Origin of the sequence: Succinatimonas hippei YIT 12066 (assembly GCF_000188195.1) — a bacterium.
Taxonomy (GTDB): Bacteria; Pseudomonadota; Gammaproteobacteria; order Enterobacterales; family Succinivibrionaceae; genus Succinatimonas; species Succinatimonas hippei.
The window spans coordinates 1-19,626 of record NZ_GL830976.1 but is presented as its reverse complement, the minus strand read 5'-3'; the positions used below and the strand labels follow the sequence as shown (position 1 = coordinate 19,626).

The 19,626-nt window shown below is 43.6% G+C and carries 18 protein-coding genes; 15 read left to right on the top strand and 3 right to left on the bottom strand.

The window, feature by feature from the left end:
* Nucleotides 1-163 precede the first annotated feature (163 nt).
* The 7 genes from prfB (at nucleotide 164) to djlA (ending at nucleotide 7,065) form a co-directional block, all read left to right on the top strand.
* A protein-coding gene (prfB, locus tag HMPREF9444_RS03795; protein ID WP_187363645.1) for a peptide chain release factor 2 occupies nucleotides 164-1,262 on the top strand; the annotation gives its coding sequence in 2 pieces (ribosomal slippage) (nucleotides 164-238 and nucleotides 240-1,262; 1,098 coding nt in all).
* A gap of 15 nt (nucleotides 1,263-1,277) precedes the next feature.
* Nucleotides 1,278-2,804, top strand: a complete 1,527-nt coding sequence (gene lysS / locus HMPREF9444_RS03790; protein ID WP_009143037.1) for a lysine--tRNA ligase — start codon at nucleotides 1,278-1,280, stop codon at nucleotides 2,802-2,804.
* 109 nt (nucleotides 2,805-2,913) lie between these two features.
* Complete coding sequence (gene dapA, locus HMPREF9444_RS03785; RefSeq protein ID WP_009143036.1) at nucleotides 2,914-3,795, top strand: 4-hydroxy-tetrahydrodipicolinate synthase; 882 nt, start codon at nucleotides 2,914-2,916, stop codon at nucleotides 3,793-3,795.
* Entirely contained in the window at nucleotides 3,795-4,505 is a 711-nt protein-coding gene (trmB, locus tag HMPREF9444_RS03780; protein WP_009143035.1) for a tRNA (guanosine(46)-N7)-methyltransferase TrmB, read from the top strand. Before dapA ends, trmB begins: the two co-directional genes overlap by 1 nt.
* On the top strand, nucleotides 4,498-5,472 hold the full coding sequence (locus HMPREF9444_RS03775; protein WP_009143034.1) for an aminoglycoside phosphotransferase family protein: 975 nt from the start codon (nucleotides 4,498-4,500) through the stop codon (nucleotides 5,470-5,472). Before trmB ends, HMPREF9444_RS03775 begins: the two co-directional genes overlap by 8 nt.
* Nucleotides 5,463-6,140 carry a nucleotidyltransferase family protein gene (locus HMPREF9444_RS03770; RefSeq protein WP_009143033.1) on the top strand — a complete coding sequence of 226 codons (678 nt, stop codon included), beginning with the start codon at nucleotides 5,463-5,465 and terminating at the stop codon, nucleotides 6,138-6,140. The genes HMPREF9444_RS03775 and HMPREF9444_RS03770 overlap by 10 nt, the downstream gene beginning before the upstream one ends.
* Before the next feature lie 4 nt (nucleotides 6,141-6,144).
* A complete protein-coding gene (gene djlA, locus HMPREF9444_RS03765; RefSeq protein ID WP_009143032.1) occupies nucleotides 6,145-7,065 on the top strand; it encodes a co-chaperone DjlA in 921 nt (306 codons plus the stop codon).
* A gap of 240 nt (nucleotides 7,066-7,305) precedes the next feature.
* On the opposite strand, the gene HMPREF9444_RS10495 is transcribed toward djlA, so the two are convergent.
* Both HMPREF9444_RS10495 and HMPREF9444_RS03745 read right to left on the bottom strand, forming a co-directional pair.
* Nucleotides 7,306-8,670, bottom strand: coding sequence for a tetratricopeptide repeat protein (locus HMPREF9444_RS10495; protein ID WP_009143030.1), 1,365 nt, complete (start codon nucleotides 8,668-8,670; stop codon nucleotides 7,306-7,308).
* A gap of 250 nt (nucleotides 8,671-8,920) precedes the next feature.
* Entirely contained in the window at nucleotides 8,921-9,649 is a 729-nt protein-coding gene (locus tag HMPREF9444_RS03745; protein ID WP_009143029.1) for an RluA family pseudouridine synthase, read from the bottom strand.
* 117 nt (nucleotides 9,650-9,766) lie between these two features.
* Between HMPREF9444_RS03745 and HMPREF9444_RS03740 the strand changes: the two genes are divergently transcribed.
* Both HMPREF9444_RS03740 and HMPREF9444_RS03735 read left to right on the top strand, forming a co-directional pair.
* Complete coding sequence (locus tag HMPREF9444_RS03740; RefSeq protein WP_009143028.1) at nucleotides 9,767-10,204, top strand: cupin domain-containing protein; 438 nt, start codon at nucleotides 9,767-9,769, stop codon at nucleotides 10,202-10,204.
* Nucleotides 10,205-10,229: 25 nt separating this feature from the next.
* The gene (locus HMPREF9444_RS03735) at nucleotides 10,230-11,180 is read left to right on the top strand and encodes an NADP-dependent oxidoreductase (RefSeq protein ID WP_009143027.1); all 951 of its coding nucleotides are present in this window, start codon (nucleotides 10,230-10,232) and stop codon (nucleotides 11,178-11,180) included.
* Here HMPREF9444_RS03735 and HMPREF9444_RS03730 read toward each other — a convergent pair.
* Nucleotides 11,164-11,925: an outer membrane protein assembly factor BamD gene (locus tag HMPREF9444_RS03730; protein WP_050778993.1), complete on the bottom strand. Its 762-nt coding sequence runs from the start codon at nucleotides 11,923-11,925 to the stop codon at nucleotides 11,164-11,166. The two genes, HMPREF9444_RS03735 and HMPREF9444_RS03730, sit on opposite strands and share 17 nt — an antisense overlap.
* Before the next feature lie 143 nt (nucleotides 11,926-12,068).
* Between HMPREF9444_RS03730 and rluD the strand changes: the two genes are divergently transcribed.
* The 6 genes from rluD (at nucleotide 12,069) to HMPREF9444_RS03700 (ending at nucleotide 19,455) form a co-directional block, all read left to right on the top strand.
* Complete coding sequence (rluD, locus tag HMPREF9444_RS03725; protein WP_009143025.1) at nucleotides 12,069-13,040, top strand: 23S rRNA pseudouridine(1911/1915/1917) synthase RluD; 972 nt, start codon at nucleotides 12,069-12,071, stop codon at nucleotides 13,038-13,040.
* Nucleotides 13,027-13,785: a peptidoglycan editing factor PgeF gene (pgeF, locus tag HMPREF9444_RS03720; protein WP_009143024.1), complete on the top strand. Its 759-nt coding sequence runs from the start codon at nucleotides 13,027-13,029 to the stop codon at nucleotides 13,783-13,785. The genes rluD and pgeF overlap by 14 nt, the downstream gene beginning before the upstream one ends.
* A 98-nt stretch (nucleotides 13,786-13,883) precedes the next feature.
* Nucleotides 13,884-16,478 (top strand): ATP-dependent chaperone ClpB, encoded by a 2,595-nt coding sequence (clpB, locus tag HMPREF9444_RS03715; protein WP_009143023.1) that lies wholly within the window; start codon nucleotides 13,884-13,886, stop codon nucleotides 16,476-16,478.
* A gap of 132 nt (nucleotides 16,479-16,610) precedes the next feature.
* The gene (locus HMPREF9444_RS03710) at nucleotides 16,611-17,330 is read left to right on the top strand and encodes an AzlC family ABC transporter permease (RefSeq protein ID WP_040909177.1); all 720 of its coding nucleotides are present in this window, start codon (nucleotides 16,611-16,613) and stop codon (nucleotides 17,328-17,330) included.
* Nucleotides 17,331-17,348: 18 nt separating this feature from the next.
* Nucleotides 17,349-17,666 (top strand): AzlD family protein, encoded by a 318-nt coding sequence (locus HMPREF9444_RS03705; protein ID WP_009143021.1) that lies wholly within the window; start codon nucleotides 17,349-17,351, stop codon nucleotides 17,664-17,666.
* 217 nt (nucleotides 17,667-17,883) lie between these two features.
* Entirely contained in the window at nucleotides 17,884-19,455 is a 1,572-nt protein-coding gene (locus tag HMPREF9444_RS03700) for a DnaJ-like cysteine-rich domain-containing protein (RefSeq protein ID WP_009143020.1), read from the top strand.
* Nucleotides 19,456-19,626 lie beyond the last annotated feature (171 nt).

The window sequence follows — 19,626 nt, the reverse complement described above, 5'->3', positions numbered from 1 at the left end:
ACACTGAGTTTCTCCTCGCGATGATCTCAGCCCTGAAGGACGGGGTTTTAGCAGCTGATCTTTTTCGATAAAAAACCGGCAGAGAGCTCTTTTTACAAACAAAGATCTGTGATCCTTGTTATAATATTGCTTTTAATTTTTCAGTTTTTATTAAAGGCCAACCGTGCTAGAAACAATATCCTTAAACGAAAAAATCAAAGAAATGACTGAGCGCGCCGATGCTCTTAGGGGGTATCTTTGACTTCGAGACTAAAAAGGAACGTCTTGAAGAAGTAAACGGACTGCTTGAAGATCCGCAAGTTTGGAACGATCCGGAAAAAGCTCAGCAATTAGGCAAAGAAAGACAAGTTTTATCCTCAGTCGTATCCCGTTTTGACAAACTATATTCAGGTTTTGACGATGTCTTGATGCTTTTTGAGCTCGGCAGCGAGGAAGGAGATGAAGACTCTATAAAAGAAGCTTACTCCGAGGCTGATAAACTTGAAGAAGTACTAAACGCTCTTGAATTTGAGCGCATGTTTTCAAAACCCAACGACAATTCCGACTGCTACATGGATATCCAGTCAGGCTCCGGCGGAACTGAAGCTCAGGACTGGGCGGAAATGGTCATGCGCATGTACCTTAAATTCGGTGAGAAACACGGTTTTGACTGCACCGTCATTGAATGCTCGGAAGGTGAAGTTGCAGGAATAAAATCCGCAACTTTAAAATTTGCAGGTCCGTATGCTTTCGGCTGGCTGCGTACGGAAACGGGAATTCATCGCCTGGTACGCAAATCTCCTTTTGACTCCAATAATCGCCGCCATACTTCATTCTGCTCTGCCTTTGTCTATCCTGAAATTGACAATGACATCAAAGTAGAGATTAATCCTGCCGATTTGAAAATCGATGTGTTCCGTTCATCAGGAGCCGGCGGTCAGCATGTCAACAAAACCGAATCCGCCGTCCGCATTACTCATATTCCTACAGGCGTCGTGGTCAGCTGCCAAAATGAACGTTCTCAGTTTCAAAACCGCGATCAGGCAATGAAGCAGTTAAGAGCCAAGCTCTATGAGCTTGAACTTAGAAAGCAGCAAAGTGAACAACAGGCGATTGAGGACAGCAAAGCCGATATCGGCTGGGGCAGTCAAATCAGATCTTATGTGCTTGATGATGCTCGAGTAAAAGATCTGCGTACTCAAGTTGAATGCCGTGACACGCAAAGAGTTTTAAACGGTGATTTAGACCAATTCATTGAAGCAAGCCTTAAATCCGGGCTTTAATTAAAGGAAAGAAAAATGACTCAAGAGAATATTTCCGCAACCGGTGAGAATCTCAATAATGAAATGCAGGAGCGCCGCAATAAATTAAACGCCCTGCGTGAACAAGGACAGGCGTATCCTAACGATTTTCGTCGTGATGCCGTTTCATCCGATATTATCAAAGCCTTGGGCGATAAATCAGCCGAAGAGCTTGCAGCCGATCCTAAAACATTCACCGTTGCAGGCCGTATGATGACCCGCCGCATCATGGGAAAAGCCTCTTTTGCCACTTTACAGGACATGGGCGGCAAGATTCAAATTTACGTAACCCGTGATGCCTTGCCTGAAGGACAATATCAAGAGCTTTTCAAGAAACTTGATCTGGGCGATATTATCGGTGTTACCGGCTATGCATTTAAAACAAAAACCGGCGAACTTACTTTACACGTAACCGCTTTGCGCCTTTTAGTTAAAGCTTTGCGCCCTCTGCCTGAGAAGTATAAAGGTCTTACCGATCAGGAAGCCAGATGCCGTCAGCGTTATCTTGATCTTATCGCCAATGAAGAGTCCCGCAGAACTTTTGAGATAAGAACTAAGATCGTTTCCTTCATCCGCTCTTACATGGATAGCCACCGCTTCATGGAAGTCGAGACCCCGATGATGCACGTCATTCCTGGAGGAGCCAACGCTAAACCTTTCATTACTCATCACAACGCTCTTGATATCGACATGTACCTGCGTATCGCTCCTGAGCTTTTCTTAAAGCGTCTTGTAGTAGGCGGTTTTGAGCGTGTATACGAAATCAACCGCAACTTCCGTAACGAAGGTATTGATGTACGCCATAATCCTGAATTCACCATGATGGAATTCTATATGGCCTATCATGATTATCACGATCTTATCGACTTCACTGAAGATCTTTTCCGTAAGATGGCGCTTGAAGTTTTAGGCGATACCAAGGTTCACTACGGCAAAGAGGGCGAGGAAGGTCTTGATATTGATTTTGCAAAACCCTTTGATCGCCTTACCATGAAGGAATCCATCGTTAAATACGGAAACGGCATCACCATGGAAGATCTTGATGATGCGGAAAAGACTAAAGAATTATGCAAAAAGCTGCACATTGAAATCATGCCGTCATGGGAGCACGGTCATTTCATTGCCGCCTTGTTTGATGAGCTGGTTGAAGAGCACTTGCAGCAGCCTACATTCATTACCTCATACCCTGCTGAAATTTCACCTTTAGCCCGCAGATCAGACAGCGATCCCCGCTACACCGATCGTTTTGAATTCTTCATCGGCGGCCGCGAAATGGGTAACGGATTCTCGGAGTTAAACGATCCTGACGATCAGGCAAGCCGCTTCCACCAGCAGGCTGAAGCTAAAAAACACGGTGATGACGAAGCGATGTATTACGATGAAGACTATATCGTAGCACTGCAGCACGGACTTCCTCCTACTGCAGGCGAAGGTATCGGCATCGATCGTACCGTCATGCTCTTTACCAATTGCCATACAATTCGTGACGTAATTTTATTCCCGACACTGCGTCCGAATAAATAATGCACAAAGCCGTGAAATTAAATCACGGCTTAATTTTTTCATTTAGGAGCTTTAAACTTAAAGTGCTAAACTAAGCTCTAATAGGTTTTCTTTCTTTTCGAGGATAAAAATGCATCTTTTTCACGGCTCATTAGTAGCTCTCATTACTCCGTTTAAAGACGGCAAGCTTGACGAAGCCGCCTTGGAAAAAATGGTTGAGTGGCATATCGAAAACGGCACCAATGCTATTGTTCCCACAGGAACCACCGGCGAATGCCCGACCCTAACCGTAGAAGAACACGTCCGTGTTATCAAAGCTACCGTCGCTGTTGCTGCAGGCAGAGTTCCCGTTATGGCCGGCGCAGGATCCAATAACCCGGTAGAAGCTGTTCATTTCTCACAAGAAGCCGAAAAAGCAGGTGCCGACGGTCTTTTACATGTAGCGGGCTACTATAACCGCCCGAACCAGGCCGGCTTATATGCTCACTTTAAGATGATTAACGACAATACTTCATTGCCGATTTTCGTTTACAACATCCCGGGCCGTGCCGTAGTCAATATTCTCCCTGAGACCTTGGCTAAAATGGCTGAGCTTTCCCATATCTGCGGTATTAAAGACGCTACCGGCGATTTGGCTCGTCCGTGGAAAGAAAGAGCTTTAATTAAGCGTAAAGACTTTACCTGGCTGTCAGGTGAAGACGCAACCCAGGTAAGCTACAACGTGGCAGGCGGCGTCGGCTGTATTTCAGTTACGGCCAATATCGCTCCGCGTCTTGTTGCTAAAGTTCAAAGCTTATGCGCCGAAAACAAGTGGATCGAGGCACGTGAACTTCAGGATAAATTGATGACTCTGCACGGGCTTATGTTCAAAGAGCCGTCACCTGCCGGTGCTAAATATGCAGCCTCACTGCTCGGTTTGTGTACCGAGGAGTGCCGCTTGCCGGTAATGCCTTTGTCTGAAGGCGTCAAAGCTGAAATAAAAGCTGAAATGCAGAAACTGGAACTTATCTAATGACTGAAAAGAACGCTGAAAACAACGCTCTTTTAGAAAAGCATCGTATAAAGTCTTACGTTATTCGCGCCGGCCGCATGACGACGGCGCAATCTAATGCTTTAACCGAGCTGGCCCCCAAATACCTGATCGACTCTTCAGCTGAAAAGCCTCTTGATATTGCCGCCATATTCGGCAGAGAGGCACCTTTAGTCGTCGAAATAGGTTTCGGCATGGGTAAGTCTTTTGTAGAAATGGCAAAAGCCGATCCTTTACGCAATTATCTTGGCATAGAGGTCCATCCTCCGGGGGTCGGTGCCGCTATGATGCTGATTGAAAAAGAAGGACTTACTAACGTTAAAGTCATTAACTACGATGCTTATCTTGTACTTACCAAGTGCTTAAAGCCTCAAAGCGTGGATATTTTGCAGATATTCTTCCCCGATCCTTGGCCGAAAGCCCGCCATCATAAGCGCCGTCTTATCAATGACTCTTTCATTGACGTTATCACTCCGGTTCTCAAACACGGTGCGCAGGTAAGAATGGCTACCGATTGGCAGGAATATGCCGAAGAAATGCTTGAATGCTTTAATAAAGCAGAAGGCTTTACCAACACCTCGGAAAACAATACCTATATCCCGCGACCTGAGTGGCGCCCGCTTACCAAGTTTGAACTGCGCGGCGAACGTTTAGGGCACGGAGTGTGGGATCTGGTATTTATTCGTGATTGATTTACGTAAAAACGAGCTTAAATCCTGGCTCATCTCCATAAATGAGCCGGATCATGAGCTTATTCCGTTAAACGGCGACGCCAGCTTGCGCCGTTATTTTATTTACGGCAATAAAATTGCTGTAGACTCGCCGCCTGCATCGCAAAAAAATCGTGAATTTATTGCGATAAATAAAAAACTTCATGACGCAGGCATTTATGTTCCGCAAATTTTTGTTTACGACCTGAATAAAGGTTTTTTCCTTTTGGAAAATCTCGGTTCGACATTATTTGCAGATGTTGCTAAAGAAAAAGAAGAAAGTTTTTGGTATGAAAAAGCAGTTGAAGTCTTAACTAAGCTTGCACAGGTTACAACAGAAGATCTTCCTGCTTTTGATCGCGACTTTATTTTATTTGAACTTTCCTTGTTTCCTGAATGGATGTTAAACAAGACCTTTAACTTTGTTCTTGACAAACAAGATGCCAAAGCGCTTCAGGACAGCTTTTCAAGACTTGCCGATTTATGCCTAAAACAGCCTCAAATTGCCATGCACCGTGATTTTCACAGCCGCAATATCATGATTGTTCAAGATAAACTTGCGGTAATTGATTATCAGGATATGGTAAAGGGACCTCTTACTTACGATCTGGCTTCATTACTCTTTGACTGCTACAAAGTCTTGCCTGAGACCTTAGGTGACAAAATAACCACTAAGACTTTTACCTCTTATAAAAACTTAAATCTTACCGGTGATTTATCGCTTGACGAATTCAAACGCGATCTTATTGCCGTATCGCTGCAGCGTCATCTTAAGGTTCTCGGAATATTCTGCAGATTAAATATCCGCGATCATAAAAACGGATATCTAAAAGATCTGCCGCGTGTTTTAAATTACGCAATAAAAGAAAGTGCAGCTTTGACGAATTTTGAATCCTTACACGAATTTCTTAAAAAACTTATTCCTCTTGTTAAAACCTTATGCCCATAACCGCAATGATTTTGGCTGCAGGACGAGGAGAACGGCTGCGGCCTTTAACCGACACCACACCCAAACCTCTTATTGAAGTAGGAGGAATTCCTCTTATCGTCCGTCATATTGAAGCATTAAAAGAAGCAGGTATCACTGACATCGTAGTAAACAGTGCCTGGCTTTCCGACAAAATCGTAAAATTTTTAGGTAACGGAAGCAGATTTAACGTTCACATAACTCACAGCGTTGAAGGTCCTGGAGGCTTAGAGACGGCCGGCGGCATTATTAAAGCTCTTCCTTATCTTTCCAATACTTTTTTAGTAGTAAACGGCGATACTTATATGGATGTTTCTTATGCTAAGTTTTTGCAAAGAAAACTTCCTCATAATATATGTGCAAGACTATACCTTGTTAAAAATCCCGCTCACAATTTAAAAGGAGATTTTGCCCTTGGGGAAAACGGACTAGTACAATACGGGAATAGCTATACGTTCAGCGGAACGGCTTTATACAGAAAATCAGCCTTTGCCGATATGGGCGTTTGCAGATTAAAATTACGACCATTATTTGATAAATGGATTGCCGCCGGCGCACTTCAAGGATGCGTGTTCGATGAGCCTTGGTTTGACGCAGGAACTATAGAGCGGCTTAACATCATCAACGAATACATCAAAAACAGGGGTTAAGTTTATGGGTAATTGGAAGGGCCGAATCATCGGTACAATTGTCGGACTTCTTATATTGAATATTATCGGAGCAATCATCGGATACGCCATCGGATGGTTTTACTTTGATAAAAAGCGCATTATGGCAGAGCGTCAAAGCCAAGCTGCAAATGCTGCTTTTTCTTTTAGAAGCAATACGGCCCAAAGCCAGGAACTTATAAGACTTACGTTCTGCTTAATGGGATATGTTGCCCGCGGTGCAGGACGCATCAACGAAGCACAGATCGAACGCGCCAAGATGTTCATGCGCACCATGCAGCTTGATGCAGCTGCCACACAACGCGCCATTGAAGCTTTCAACTACGGCAAATCGGAAAGATTCCCGCTTGACTCAGAACTCTTCAAACTTTCGGCTTTCGGCAAAGAGAACCCGGTAATCATCTCTTACGTTCTTGAAATCGTAGTGCAAATTGCTCTTGCCGACAATGAACTATCTTCTCTTGAACATCAGCGTCTGCTGGAAATTGCCTCAAAGCTCGGCATCTCCACTACGGCAATGGAAAGACTTATCCGCATGCGTTTTGCCGAAATGCAGTTTGCCAAATACTCTGAGCAGTTCCGCAATGCCTACCAACAAGGAGGATACAGCCAAGGCAGTTACCGGCAAAACGACTATTCCTCAGGCGGCAGCTCATATAACAGAGGCTCATATCAACAGCAGCCGCGCCAGGATGAGCTTAAAAATGCCTACGACATTTTAGGCGTAAGTCCCGACGCTCCTTTTGAGGAAATAAAACGTGCTCACCGTAAGCTCATGCTTAAATATCATCCTGACAGACTGGCATCCCAAGGACTTCCTCCGGAGATGGTTCGTTTATATACGCAAAAAGCGCAGGATATTCAGGCAGCTTTTGACCTCATTAAAAAAGCCCGCGGCGAAAACTAAAATTTAGTAAAAATGTTTTTTTATCTAAAAAGATCAGCTGCAACCCCGGATCTTTAGGGCGAAGATCATCGCGGATATATGGTAGACACAGATGGACGAGGGTGAAAAGAGGGTAAGGACAATTGCAGGACCCCTGCAAGTTATCGTGTTCCTCCTTTGACCAAGATGGAAAACCCGCGGCTGATGTCAAGGCTCGGGCCGCGGTGCTGAAACTTATGGCTTTCTTTAAGCTTTAAGTTATCAGTATCCTCTGGTGTTAAGCTGTTTCAAAGAATCGCAACCTTTTTGATAGTTCAGATCACAGGACTTGCGATAACACTCTTTGGCAAGTTTGTAACTCTGTTTGACCCCGTTTCCGCCGTGATAGTACGTGCCCATTTCATAACAGCCTTCGGGCGAGTTAAGATCACAGCTTTTTTTGATGAACTCAAAAGCCTTTGTCAGATTTTGAATGGTACCGGTGCCGGATGCGGTACTGTTGCCGGCGTAGATACATCCTTGGGGATTGTTTAGGTCACAGGCGCGTTTAAAAAGCTCAAATGCCTTAAAAGTATCAAACCCTCCGGTAAGACCGTTGTAATAAATGAGTCCGAGAACAATGCAGCTTTGACCGTCATTCTGCTCACAACCTTTCGTGGCGTACTTGAAAGCCTCGAAGGCCTCAGGACTCTTCCTTGTTGTGACTTTGTTAAAGTGCAAACTTGCCAGAGCACCGCAGCTTCTCCCGTCATTGAAATCACAGCCTTTGGTATAAATTTCTGCAGCCTTGGTCTCGTTTTTTCTTCCACCTTTGCCAAGTTGATTATATTGACCGAGCATGTAGCAAGCGTCACTGTTAGGCTCATCCATCACATTCAGGTTGCAGGCTTTGTCAAAATATTGATAAGCCTTGGCGTAATCCTTTTTCACCCCCTCGCCGTTCTCGTACATCAAGCCCGCGTAGGTGCAACCGGTGTTGTTGTTCAAGTCACAGCTTTTGTTGAAATATTTTGAGGCTTCTTTGAAATTCTGTTTAATGCCCGTGCCATTATAGATGTAGACACCCACCGAGGCGCATGATTTTGCATCCTTCAAATCGCAGGCTCTTTTTAAAAATTCAATTGCCTTAGGGTGATCTTGCTTGCCCCCGACTCCGATTGAGTACATCCTGCCCATGTTGAAACACCCTTGGGGATCTTTCAAGTCACAAGCTTGTTTAAAATATTGAGCGGCTTTGGTGTAATCTGGTTCGATGCCCTTACCCTGCTCGTAATTCAAACCAACCGCGGTGCAACCCGTCCCGGATTTGAGTTCACATGCCTTGAGATAATATGTGTTGGCCTCTTTAAAAACTTTGCCTCCATTTTCGTCGACGGACTGGTTTGCCAAAATATCGCCCGCAGTGACGCAAGAGGCGCCGTCACCAAAATCGCAGGCCATTTTGGCGTACTTGAGGGCGTTGTCGTAATCAAAATCATCCAAAAGTGCGGTAGTGAGCTCGGCGCATTTTTGAAAATCTTTTTGCTTGCAAGCCTCAATCAGGTCGGATTGACTGGCCGCTTGCGAGGCGTTTGCACAACAAGTTATCGCGGCAAACAGAGCCGTGATGAGGAAATTCTTTTTCATTTTAACTCCCGTTAAAAAATGTGTGTTCGGTTTTCAGGCTTTATTTGTGCCAAAAGAACTGCTGACTTTCCATCAAGGAGGTCGCCTGAAAATTGGCTGTATATTATGCCACGGATATGTCTGCCTAAATCAAAGTGCAGAACCATACCTACTGACCTGTCAAGCAAACTTTACAAGAGGTCAACTGCAGAAACCAGCCGAAACTAATAACAGTAGCACTATTGTTGTTTAGCAGTAGGATCTTCGGCATTTAGGCCGGAAAGTCAATTTCCTTAGGGATCAGCTCAAACCAACTGTTATTAGGCATAAATTCACTTGGTATATCAAAAGGAGGCGGGGCACAGAATTCCATTCTATTGCCTGAAACGGGATGGCAAAAACTCAAACATCCCGCGTGCAGATAAAGATGAGGACTTGCGTCCCTAATCTCAGGCGGAGCATATAGATGATCGCCTAAAATCGGATGACCGATTTCTTTTAAATGAACACGCAGCTGATGAGAGCGGCCGGTTAAAGGAAACAGTCTGACTAAAGTAGTTTTACCGTCATGGCATAAGGGTTCATAAAAGGTCAAAGCAGGTTTGCCGACCTCAAAATCCACTTTTTGATAGGGGCGGTTATTAATATCCAAAATCAAAGGCAAAGACACGCTACCGCTTTTTTCGATTATTCCGTCAACAATCGCGATATAAATCTTCTTAACTTCACGTCCCATGAATTGTTTGCCGAGGTTTGAGACGGCATTTTTGTTAAGACCTACGACTAACACTCCCGACGTCCCCATATCCAGACGATGCACGGCAAAGGCATCCGGATACGAACTTTTGATTCTGCTTAAAATACTGTCATGATGTTCTTTAAGCCTGCCGGGAACAGACAATAAACCTGACGGCTTATTAACTACCATTATGTCGTCATCTTCATAAAGAACATCTAAAAAAGGAAAAAGAGGCGGATTATATACAAAATCTTCTGTCATATTTTTCTTACAAACAAATATCAAATTCAGAACTGAAATTTAGCACAAAAAATAATGTAAAAACTACATAGACATTTTCTACAATAAGAATGAATAAGAAGAGTAAGGAGAATAAAGGTGAAAATTCAAGATAAAGCGCAATTTGACGCAATAAATGTTTTCGGTCTCGGGAAAACCAACACAGCTTTTGCCAAATACTTTATCGGCAACTCATTTTTAAATCCGCTTACCGGCAGCGACTGCAACCTTCATGTATCCAACGTAACCTTTGAACCTTCGTGCCGCAACAATTGGCATATTCATCATGCGGCAAAAAACGGCGGACAGCTTCTTATCTGTACTGCAGGAGAGGGCTGGTATCAGGAATTCGGGAAAAAAGCCATAAGCCTTGTCCCCGGCTCGGTTATTACCATTCCGGCCAACGTCAAACATTGGCACGGCGCTAAAAAAGACAGCTGGTTTTCCCACATCGCAATTGCCGTCCCGGGTGAGGACTGCAGCAACGAATGGCTTGAAGCCGTCAGCGACGAAGAGTATGCCAAGCTTCCTGATTAATTAAATTTCACAGAGTAAAACTACCATGCAAAATAAAACCGTTCTTTTTAATAAGTTCGGAGCGGCATCCGAACTTTATACTGCAGAAGTTTCTCTGCCGCAAATTACCGATAACGAGCTGTTGATTAAAACCGCTGCCGCTGCTCTAAATCCTATCGACGCCAAAATCAGAAACGGCAGCAGTTTTGTCTGCAAAAACCGTAAAGAACCTTTTCCCTGGACCTTAGGTTTTGATTTTGCAGGAACCGTAAAAGAATGCGGCTGCAATCTTGATTTTCACAACGGAGACAAGATTGCAGGCATCGTCGGGCACAGTTTTAATCCTAGAGCATATGCGCAATATATAGTAAGTGATGACAAACTTATCGTAAAAGTTCCGGATAACGTTTCCTTAAAAGAAGCTGCGGCACTTCCGACGGCAGGTGTGACGGCGCTTGATATTTTAAATACTTTAAAAGAGAAAAAAGACAAAGGAAATGTTTTAGTCCTCGGCGGATCGGGAGGTGTAGGACACCTTTTAATTCAGCTTTTACAAATTCACGGTTACAACGTAACTGCCGGCGCGTCGATAAAAAACTTTGCTTTCTTAAAAGAATTAGGAACTAACGAGATTTTTGATTATCACGATGACTATAAAACTAAATACAAAGACCAATTTGACGCGGCAATTGACTTTATAGGCGATGATATCGGTATCGGCCTTTATGAGGTATTAAAAGAAAACGGATTATTAGTAACCGTACCGAGCTATAGTTTTAACAAAGTTATAAGTGCATGTCCAAGCTGCAAGCAAGTAAAAAGCGTGCTTGCTGCGCCAAGCAGAGAAAAAATAGCTTACTTGTTAAAGCTTTGCTCATCAGGAAAATTGAAAGTACATATAACGAAAGAATTCAAGCTCAATACCGAAGGAGCGCAGCTGGCGCACCTTCAGATTGAAAGTACTCACACCCGCGGCAAAATTATTCTGGTGCCGTAAAAGATGTAGTACCGAAAGAAGCTTCCTGAACGCTGCGGGCATTAGCTGCAGCTTCAGGTAAGCCGAGATCGTCATAACACCTTGCCATCAAAGCAAGCGCAGGCTCAAGATATTGTGTTCCGCGATAAGAATAAAGAATGTTCTGGCAGTGACGAATAGTCGAAAGATAAGAGCCGCGCTCATAATAATAATTTGCGATGGCCATCTCCCGCTCGGCAAGCTGCTGCTTAATGAAAATCATGCGCTGATGAGCATCTGCTGCATATTTGCTTTCAGGGTAAGTCTCAATTAGATTACGGAAGGTTTTTAATGCTTCATAATATTGAGTCGGATCTTTTTGACTGCGGTTTAATCCGATAAAATCCTGAAGAATATCAGAGCGCATCTGAATCTGATTTAATCCCGTCATATACATGACATAATCCGTGTATTGGCTTGTAGGATTCAAGCGCATAAAACGATTGATTTGTGCTGACGTTTTTTCGCTGTCGCGCATTTTGTAATAAACATAAATAAGATCAAGCTGCACCTGATCGGCAAGCTCTCCGAAAGGGTAGCGCGAATCTATAGCTTCAAGATATTGTTTTGCTCTTTGAAAATCGCCTGAAGCCATAGCGTTCTGCGCAACGGAATACATTGCATCGGGAGCAATATTCGGGACTTCATCTTTATTGTAGTTAGCTGAAGAACAAGCCGTTAAAGCAACTGCAGCACCTACTATTAACGGCAAAAAAAACTTAATCATCAAAAGATCCTCAAGACCTGACTGTCGCGTCATCTTTCAACTTGCTAAAATATACTAAGCTAATAATATAACATCTTGCCTTATTAATCAGAACTATAACACATTAAAAGTCAGGAATTAATCTGTCATCTTAAGGAAAAATCATGCCGCAGAACGTAATTTTAACCATAACCGATGAATTTCATAACAAGCGTTTGGACGCGGCTTTAGGCGGTCTTATAGACACCCACTCCCGCAGCACCCTGCGTGAATATATTGACGAGGGAAAAGTTGCCGTAGACGGCGTTGTCATCACCAAGCCGAGCATAAAGGTAAGTTCAGGGCAAATTGTCAGCGTCACCATTCCCGATCCCGAAGACTTGGATGCCAAACCGCAGGATTTGCCCCTTGATATCATTTATCAAGATGACGATATCCTTATTATCAATAAACCGATTAATTTCGTCGTACACCCCGGGGCCGGAATAAAAGACGGAACGGTAATGAATGCCGTACTTTATCATTTTCCGCAGACATCCTCATTGCCGCGCGCCGGTATCGTACATCGTCTGGATAAAGACACCTCAGGTCTCATGGTTATAGCCTTATCCCAGCTTGCACAGCAGGTATTAACCAAAGCTATTGCCAAACATGACGTAGTTCGTGAATACGAGGCTATTGCCGAAGGACAAATTACCGCCGGCGGCACAATAGATGCCCCGATAGGCCGTGATCCGTACGTTCGTACCAAGATGGCGGTAATGCCTGAAGGCATCGGCCGTGAAGCGGTAACTCACTACCGCGTTATGGAGCGATTCCGCGCTCATACCAGACTGCGCCTGCGTCTTGAAACCGGACGAACCCATCAAATCCGCGTTCATATGGCAAGCATTCACCACCCACTTTTAGGCGATAATCAATACGGCGGAAAACGCCTTAAAATGCTTCCCGGAGCCGATGAAGATTTGGCAAACATGCTCCGCAATTACCGCCATCAGGCGCTTCATGCCGTGCATATTGAATTTGCGCACCCCAAAACTAAAGAGAACATGAGTTTTGACGTTCCTATTCCCGAAGAAATGAGTGAATTAATCGAGCTGTTACGTAAGGACTATAAGGAACATGGCGATTTCTGATTTCATCATCCCGACGATTTTTGAAGATCCTTTAACTAAAGCCGTTTTTACTACTCGCCGCGGCGGAATTTCCCAAGCTCCTTATAACGAGCTGAATTTAGGCGATCATGTCAAAGATGATTTAAAAACCGTACTTAAAAACCGGGAAATCGTATTAAAAGAATGCGGTTTTAAAGCAATTGCCTGGATGAATCAAACCCATTCAACCAAGGTATGCAAAGTTGCTTTAGCTAACGCCGATTCCAAAATTGATGCCGATGCGATCGTTACAACAGATGAAGGGTTAGGCCTTGCCGTGATGACCGCTGACTGTCTGCCGGTTTTGCTTGCTGATGAAAAAAATGGAGTTTTTGCTGCAGTTCACTGCGGATGGCGCGGAATTTACGGAAATATTCTTACACATGCGGTTAATATGATGAAAGAAAACGGAGCCCACAAGATTAAAGCAGCATTAGGTCCGGCTATCGGCTTTGATTCTTTTGAAATCGGAACCGATTTAAAAGACAAGTTCTTAGCAGCAGGTGCTCCGTTATCCGCTTTTAAAGATATCTCTATAAAAAAAACCGGCAAAGCTTTATGCTCTTTGACAGAGCTTGCTTCCTTTGAGCTAAACGGTCTCGGCCTTGACTCTAAAGATATTGAAATTCTGCCTTTTGATACCTTTAAAGATCCGGAAAAATTCTTTTCTTACCGCAAAAATAACATCACGGGAAGAATGGCAGGGATTATCGGCAAGCTTGTCTGAAGTGCAAACTTTTATCATCTAATTACTTTAAATAAGTCTTCTCTACCCCCATTTTGTATACAGCGAAAAACAGGAATTATAAAACTAGGAGGGAGAGAATGAGGTTAGACCGTTTCACCGCTAAGTTTCAACAAGCTTTAGCTGATGCACAGTCACTTGCCGTAGGCCGCGATAACCAGTTTATTGAGCCGATTCATATTCTTTCTGCACTTATTGCACAAGAAGACGGCTCGGTGCGTCCGCTTCTGACTTTGGCAGGATCCGATCCTAAAGCCGTAAGTTTGTTGTTAAAAGAAGCGATAGAAAAATTGCCGCAAGTTGAAGGGGTAGGCGGCGATATACAATTATCACAGCAAAGCGCAAAGGTATTAAATCTCTGCGATAAATTTGCCCAGAAAAACAATGATGCTTACATTTCATCCGAGTTGTTCGTGTTAGCTGCCTTTGAAGGCGACGGTGAAGTTAAAAACATTTTAGAAAAATGCAATGTAACTCGTGAAAAAATCTTAAAAGCACTTGAAACCGTAAGAGCAGGTCAAAACGTCAACGATGAAAACGCTGAAAGTACTCGCGGAGCTTTAAAGAAATACACGATTGACCTTACCGAAAGAGCGGAAAAAGGCAAACTTGATCCGGTCATCGGACGTGACGAAGAAATTCGCCGCACCATGCAGATCCTGCAGCGCCGCACCAAGAACAACCCTGTGCTTATCGGTGAGCCGGGTGTCGGTAAAACAGCTATTGTCGAAGGACTTGCGCAACGTATTATTAAAGGTGAAGTGCCGGAAGGACTTCGCAATAAAAAAGTATTGTCCCTTGATATGGGCGCTTTAATTGCCGGCGCAAAGTACCGTGGTGAATTTGAAGAAAGACTTAAAGGTGTATTGAACGAGCTTGCCAAACTTGAAGGCAAAGTAATTTTGTTCATTGATGAAATCCACACCATGGTAGGAGCAGGAAAATCCGAAGGTTCAATGGATGCAGGCAATATGTTAAAGCCGGCATTAGCCCGCGGTGAGCTGCACTGCATCGGTGCCACGACTCTGGATGAATATCGTCAGTACATCGAGAAGGATGCAGCCTTGGAGCGTCGTTTCCAAAAGGTATTTGTCGGTGAACCTTCCGTCGAGAACACCATTGCCATTTTGCGCGGTTTAAAAGAGCGTTATGAGATTCATCATCACGTACAGATAACCGATCCGGCAATTGTAGCGGCCGCAACTTTATCAAACCGCTATATTACCGATCGTCAGCTGCCGGATAAAGCTATTGACCTTATCGATGAGGCTGCGGCAAGCATTCGTCTGCAGATTGACTCCAAGCCCGAGCCGCTTGATCGCCTTGATCGCAAGATCATCCAGCTCAAGATGGAGCGGCAAGCCGTTGCCAAAGAAACCGATGACGCCAGCAAAAAACGTCTGCAGGCTATTGATGAAGAAATTGACGAATCACAAAAAGAGTACTCTCGTCTTGATGAAATCTGGAAAAAAGAAAAGTTATCTCTTGAAGGTACCCAGCAAATCAAGGTTAAACTTGATGCGGCACGTCATGAATTTGACGTCGCTAAGCGCCAAGGCGATTTGTCGCGCATGAGTGAATTGCAGTACGGCATTATTCCGTCACTTGAAAAGCAAATTAAAGAAGCCGGTGACGCTCCTGCAGAGAAATCATTCCAGCTGCTTAAAAATAAAGTAACCGATGTAGAAATTGCCGAAGTTGTATCAAAAGCTACCGGCATTCCGGTTGCCAAAATGCTGGAAGGTGAAAGAGCCAAACTTTTGCATATGGAAGATAATCTGCATCAGCGTGTTATCGGTCAGGACGAAGCTATTAACGCTATTGCCAACTCAATAAGACGCTCGCGTGCCGGTCTTTCCGACCCTAATCGTCCTATCGGATCGTTTATGTTCATGGGACCTACGGGTGTAGGTAAGACCGAATTGTGCAAAGCGGTAGCCGAGTTTTTATTCGATACTGAAAAAGCCATGGTGCGTATTGATATGTCCGAGTTTATGGAAAAATTCTCGGTCTCCCGTTTGGTCGGTGCACCTCCCGGGTATGTCGGATACGAACAGGGCGGCTATCTTACCGAAGCCGTGCGCAGACGTCCGTACTCAGTCATTTTGCTTGATGAAATCGAGAAAGCGCATCCTGATGTTTTCAACATCCTGCTGCAGGTGCTTGATGACGGACGGTTAACTGACGGACAGGGAAGAACGGTTGACTTTAAGAACACCGTTATCATCATGACTTCAAACCTCGGATCGGAAATGATTCAGGAGGAAACAGGAAAAAAGAGTTACCAGGAAATCAAAGCACAATTGCTGCAAATTCTGGAAAAACACTTTAAGCCTGAATTCTTGAACCGTGTTGATGAGACTGTGGTCTTCCACCCGCTCTCTCATAATGAGATCAAGAAGATCGCTAAAATCCAGCTTGAAGGTCTTACAAAGCGGCTTTCTGCTCAAGGATATGAAGTCATATTACCTGATGCACTTATGGATCATGTAGCAAATATCGGCTTTGATCCGGTATTCGGAGCAAGACCTTTGCGTCGAGCCATCCAAAATACCATTGAAGATCCTCTTGCCAATATGATCTTAAGCGGAAAAGTTAAAGTCGGAGAGCCGTTTGAGCTTAACTTCGACGCAAGCGGCGAACTTGTCTGCAATAAAGTACAAGCAAACTGCTAGAGCTGACGATAAGCTCTGATTTAATTAAGCGCAGAACACACCTTCTGCGCTTTTTTGTTAAAATCTAGACCTGTTTTCATCTGCGACGACACGCACAACAATAATAATTAACTAATGTACGCTTAATTTTCCATGAGTTTTAACCATATCTTGCGAGGAATGCTGCTTACCTTGCCTATTATGATAGGCATCATTCCTTTAGGAATCATTTTCGGAGCTCAAGCGGTACAAGCCGGATTTGAGCCGCTTGCCGCCATTTTCATGCCGGCGATTAATTTTGCCGGCGGTTCTGAATTTGCGGTCATTCCTTTATGGAGCATTACTCCGCCGATTTTGCTTATCATCCTAACGACATTTCTGATTAACTCGCGCCATCTTGTTATGGGGGCGGCTTTGGCTCCGTACCTTGAAGGACAGCCTTTTTATCGTGTTGCTCTTATCTACTTTTTCATGTGCGATGAAACTTGGGCGCTTACCCTTCAGGAAATGGCGCATCTTGAAGAAAAAGGAAAGAATAAACCGCTTTTAAATCCCGGTTTCTATTTCGGCATCGGTGTAACTCTATGGGCCTCATGGGTTTTATCCTGCAGTCTTGGCGTATTATTAGGCAGCGTAAGCGGAGATTTAAGTATTTACGGTTTTAACATGGCAATGCCTGCCACTTTCATCGCTTTAAGTGCCGCTATGTGGCCGCTTAAGCGGCACAAAAAAGATTACGCTAAACTTCTGCCGATTCTTGCTTCTGCAGCGGTATCCGCTCTTGTAAGTCTTAAACTAGGCAGTGCTTACAGCGTAGGGCTTGGAGTTCTTGCAGGTATTGTTACGGCATTTATTCAGGCATCAAAAAAATAATAAAGTGATAATAAATTTATGAACGATCTCCAAGCGTTATTTCCCAACGGTTTTCAGCTTTTAGCAATTTTACTTATGGCGGGAACAACTTATTTCACCCGCATCGCAGGTTATTTGATTTTGCGTAAAGGTAAAATTTCAGCACGGATAAATGCCGTGCTGGAAGCTGCTCCCTGCTGTGTCATGATAAGCATAGTCGCCCCCTTTTTCATGACAGATGATCCGATAACTTTGATAAGCTTGCTGCTGACCGTCGTATATTCAATACGCTTTAACTTTGCCTTAACCGTAATATTTTCCGTACTGACGCAATGTTTGCTATTACATTTTTTCTAAAAAAGATACATTAAATCCAAATTTATCTAAAAAGAAATATCAATGCCTTTACATTAAAGCTTATATACTGTCAAAATAGCCGTCAAATTTTAGTAAAGTTCTTGTTTTGATACCTTGATAGTGATTAGGATTCAAAATTAGAAGTTTTAGAGTTTATTTTATCTTTTGGATATGAGTAATTATTTGCTGTAATTCAGCAAAATGTTTTAAGGTTTTCATGAACAATCAATCGATCGTTAATTCGAGTCTCCAATATTTGCGCAGGATCTTCTCTCTTGCAAAAGTGCCGGTAGATGTTGCTGTCGTCAATTATCAAGAGGATAAGCTTTATAAGTCCTCTAATATCACCTGGGATTTTAAATTTCAATCTTCATCCGGACTTGGAGCCGAGCGTCAGGGAAAACTATTTAAGTCCGATTATGATGCTCTTGAGTATGCGGAAAAGCTAAAAAATCAGTCTTTAGAAGCCGCTGAACGGGCTGATTTTATAGCTAAACTTCAGCAGTTAGAGGTACAAGGCGCGGATGCAGTGGTCAAAGCTTGCATAAAAAAGAAGAAGCTGACTGCTAAGCGCTATGAAGATTTTTGCTATAAGGAAAGCTGTCCTGAGTGTCATGGCGAAAAAAAGGTCAATTGTCCAAGATGCAAAGGAACGGGTACCGTTAAATGTCAAAACTGCGGCGGTGAGGGGTATGTTAAATGTCCCGAATGCCGCGGACGCGGACGGATCAGATCCTACCGCAACGGTAAAAGCTCAGAGCGTAAATGCAGCAAATGCAACGGTAAAGGCAAAATTCGTTGCCCGGAGTGCAAAGGCAAGGGCGAATTAAGATGCAATAACTGTGCAGGCCGCGGCAAGGTATTGTGTCATAACTGTAACGGTGTCGGCTATTTATATAAGATTTTCACCTGCAAGATTGAGGCTTCAGTTAGCAATCAACAACTCACTGCAGAGTGCAGGCTCTTTAACGCAAATGAGATCGAAAAAGAGTTTGACAAGCACTATAACGAGCTTATCAGATATGCTAAAAACGAAATTACAGCGCCGTCTGAGGAGAGTAACGGTTCATATATTCAGCATGTAAGCAGCACTGTTAAAGTAGGACGCCTTGACTATACGGTCAACGGCAAAATGCATTACTGCTATGTGCTGCCGGAAAGCTTAACAGATTCTGAAATAATGCTGTTTAAGCGTGACGCTGTTTACGATGAGTTGCTTGCAGATGAAGTACAAAAGCTTCATCAAGAAGTTAAAACCGCGTGTCAAAATCGGAATAATGCCAGGGATAAACTAAATGAATTAGCCCAAAATCCGGTTTTCGGCGAAATTGTAGTCGGCGGTATGCAGAAGTTAACAAAAAAAGCAGACGGTTTTATTTCAGACGATTTAAAAAAACTTTTGTCAAAAGAACTTGGTTTGTTACGGAAAACTGCCTTAGGTAAGCGCTCAGAGTTTTCTTTTTGGTATGTGGGTATGCTGATTTGTTTTGCCGCATTAGTCTTGGGAGCTGATTTTATAGTACAGAAAGGGGAACCAATGTTTTCTTTAAACTGCGTACTGCTGTGGAGCTTTTTTGGCATCTTAGGTCTTACTGTACCTTGGGCTGTGGCCGGACTGTGCATTAAGATCGATACCGCTTTAGATCTTAGTTGGCAAAAATACCTTCCGCGTAATCCTCGTAAACTGCCGGAAAACAAAATATTCCGTGATGCTCTTTCAAAACGGCAGATTATCGTAAACGCCTGCTTGACCGCAGCTGCGATCTTATTCGCTATATTCCTGCTCTAATCATTGGAGATATATTGTTTTAAAGACCGCGTCTTGTCTGTGACTAAGGTACGGTCTTTTAATACTAAAAGACGTTTGTTGTAGATTAGAGTGACTGTGATGATTTTTAGACTGTAAACACAATCTTTGAATCCGTATGTCTGCAATTTAATGCCGGGCTTATTGAGTTTG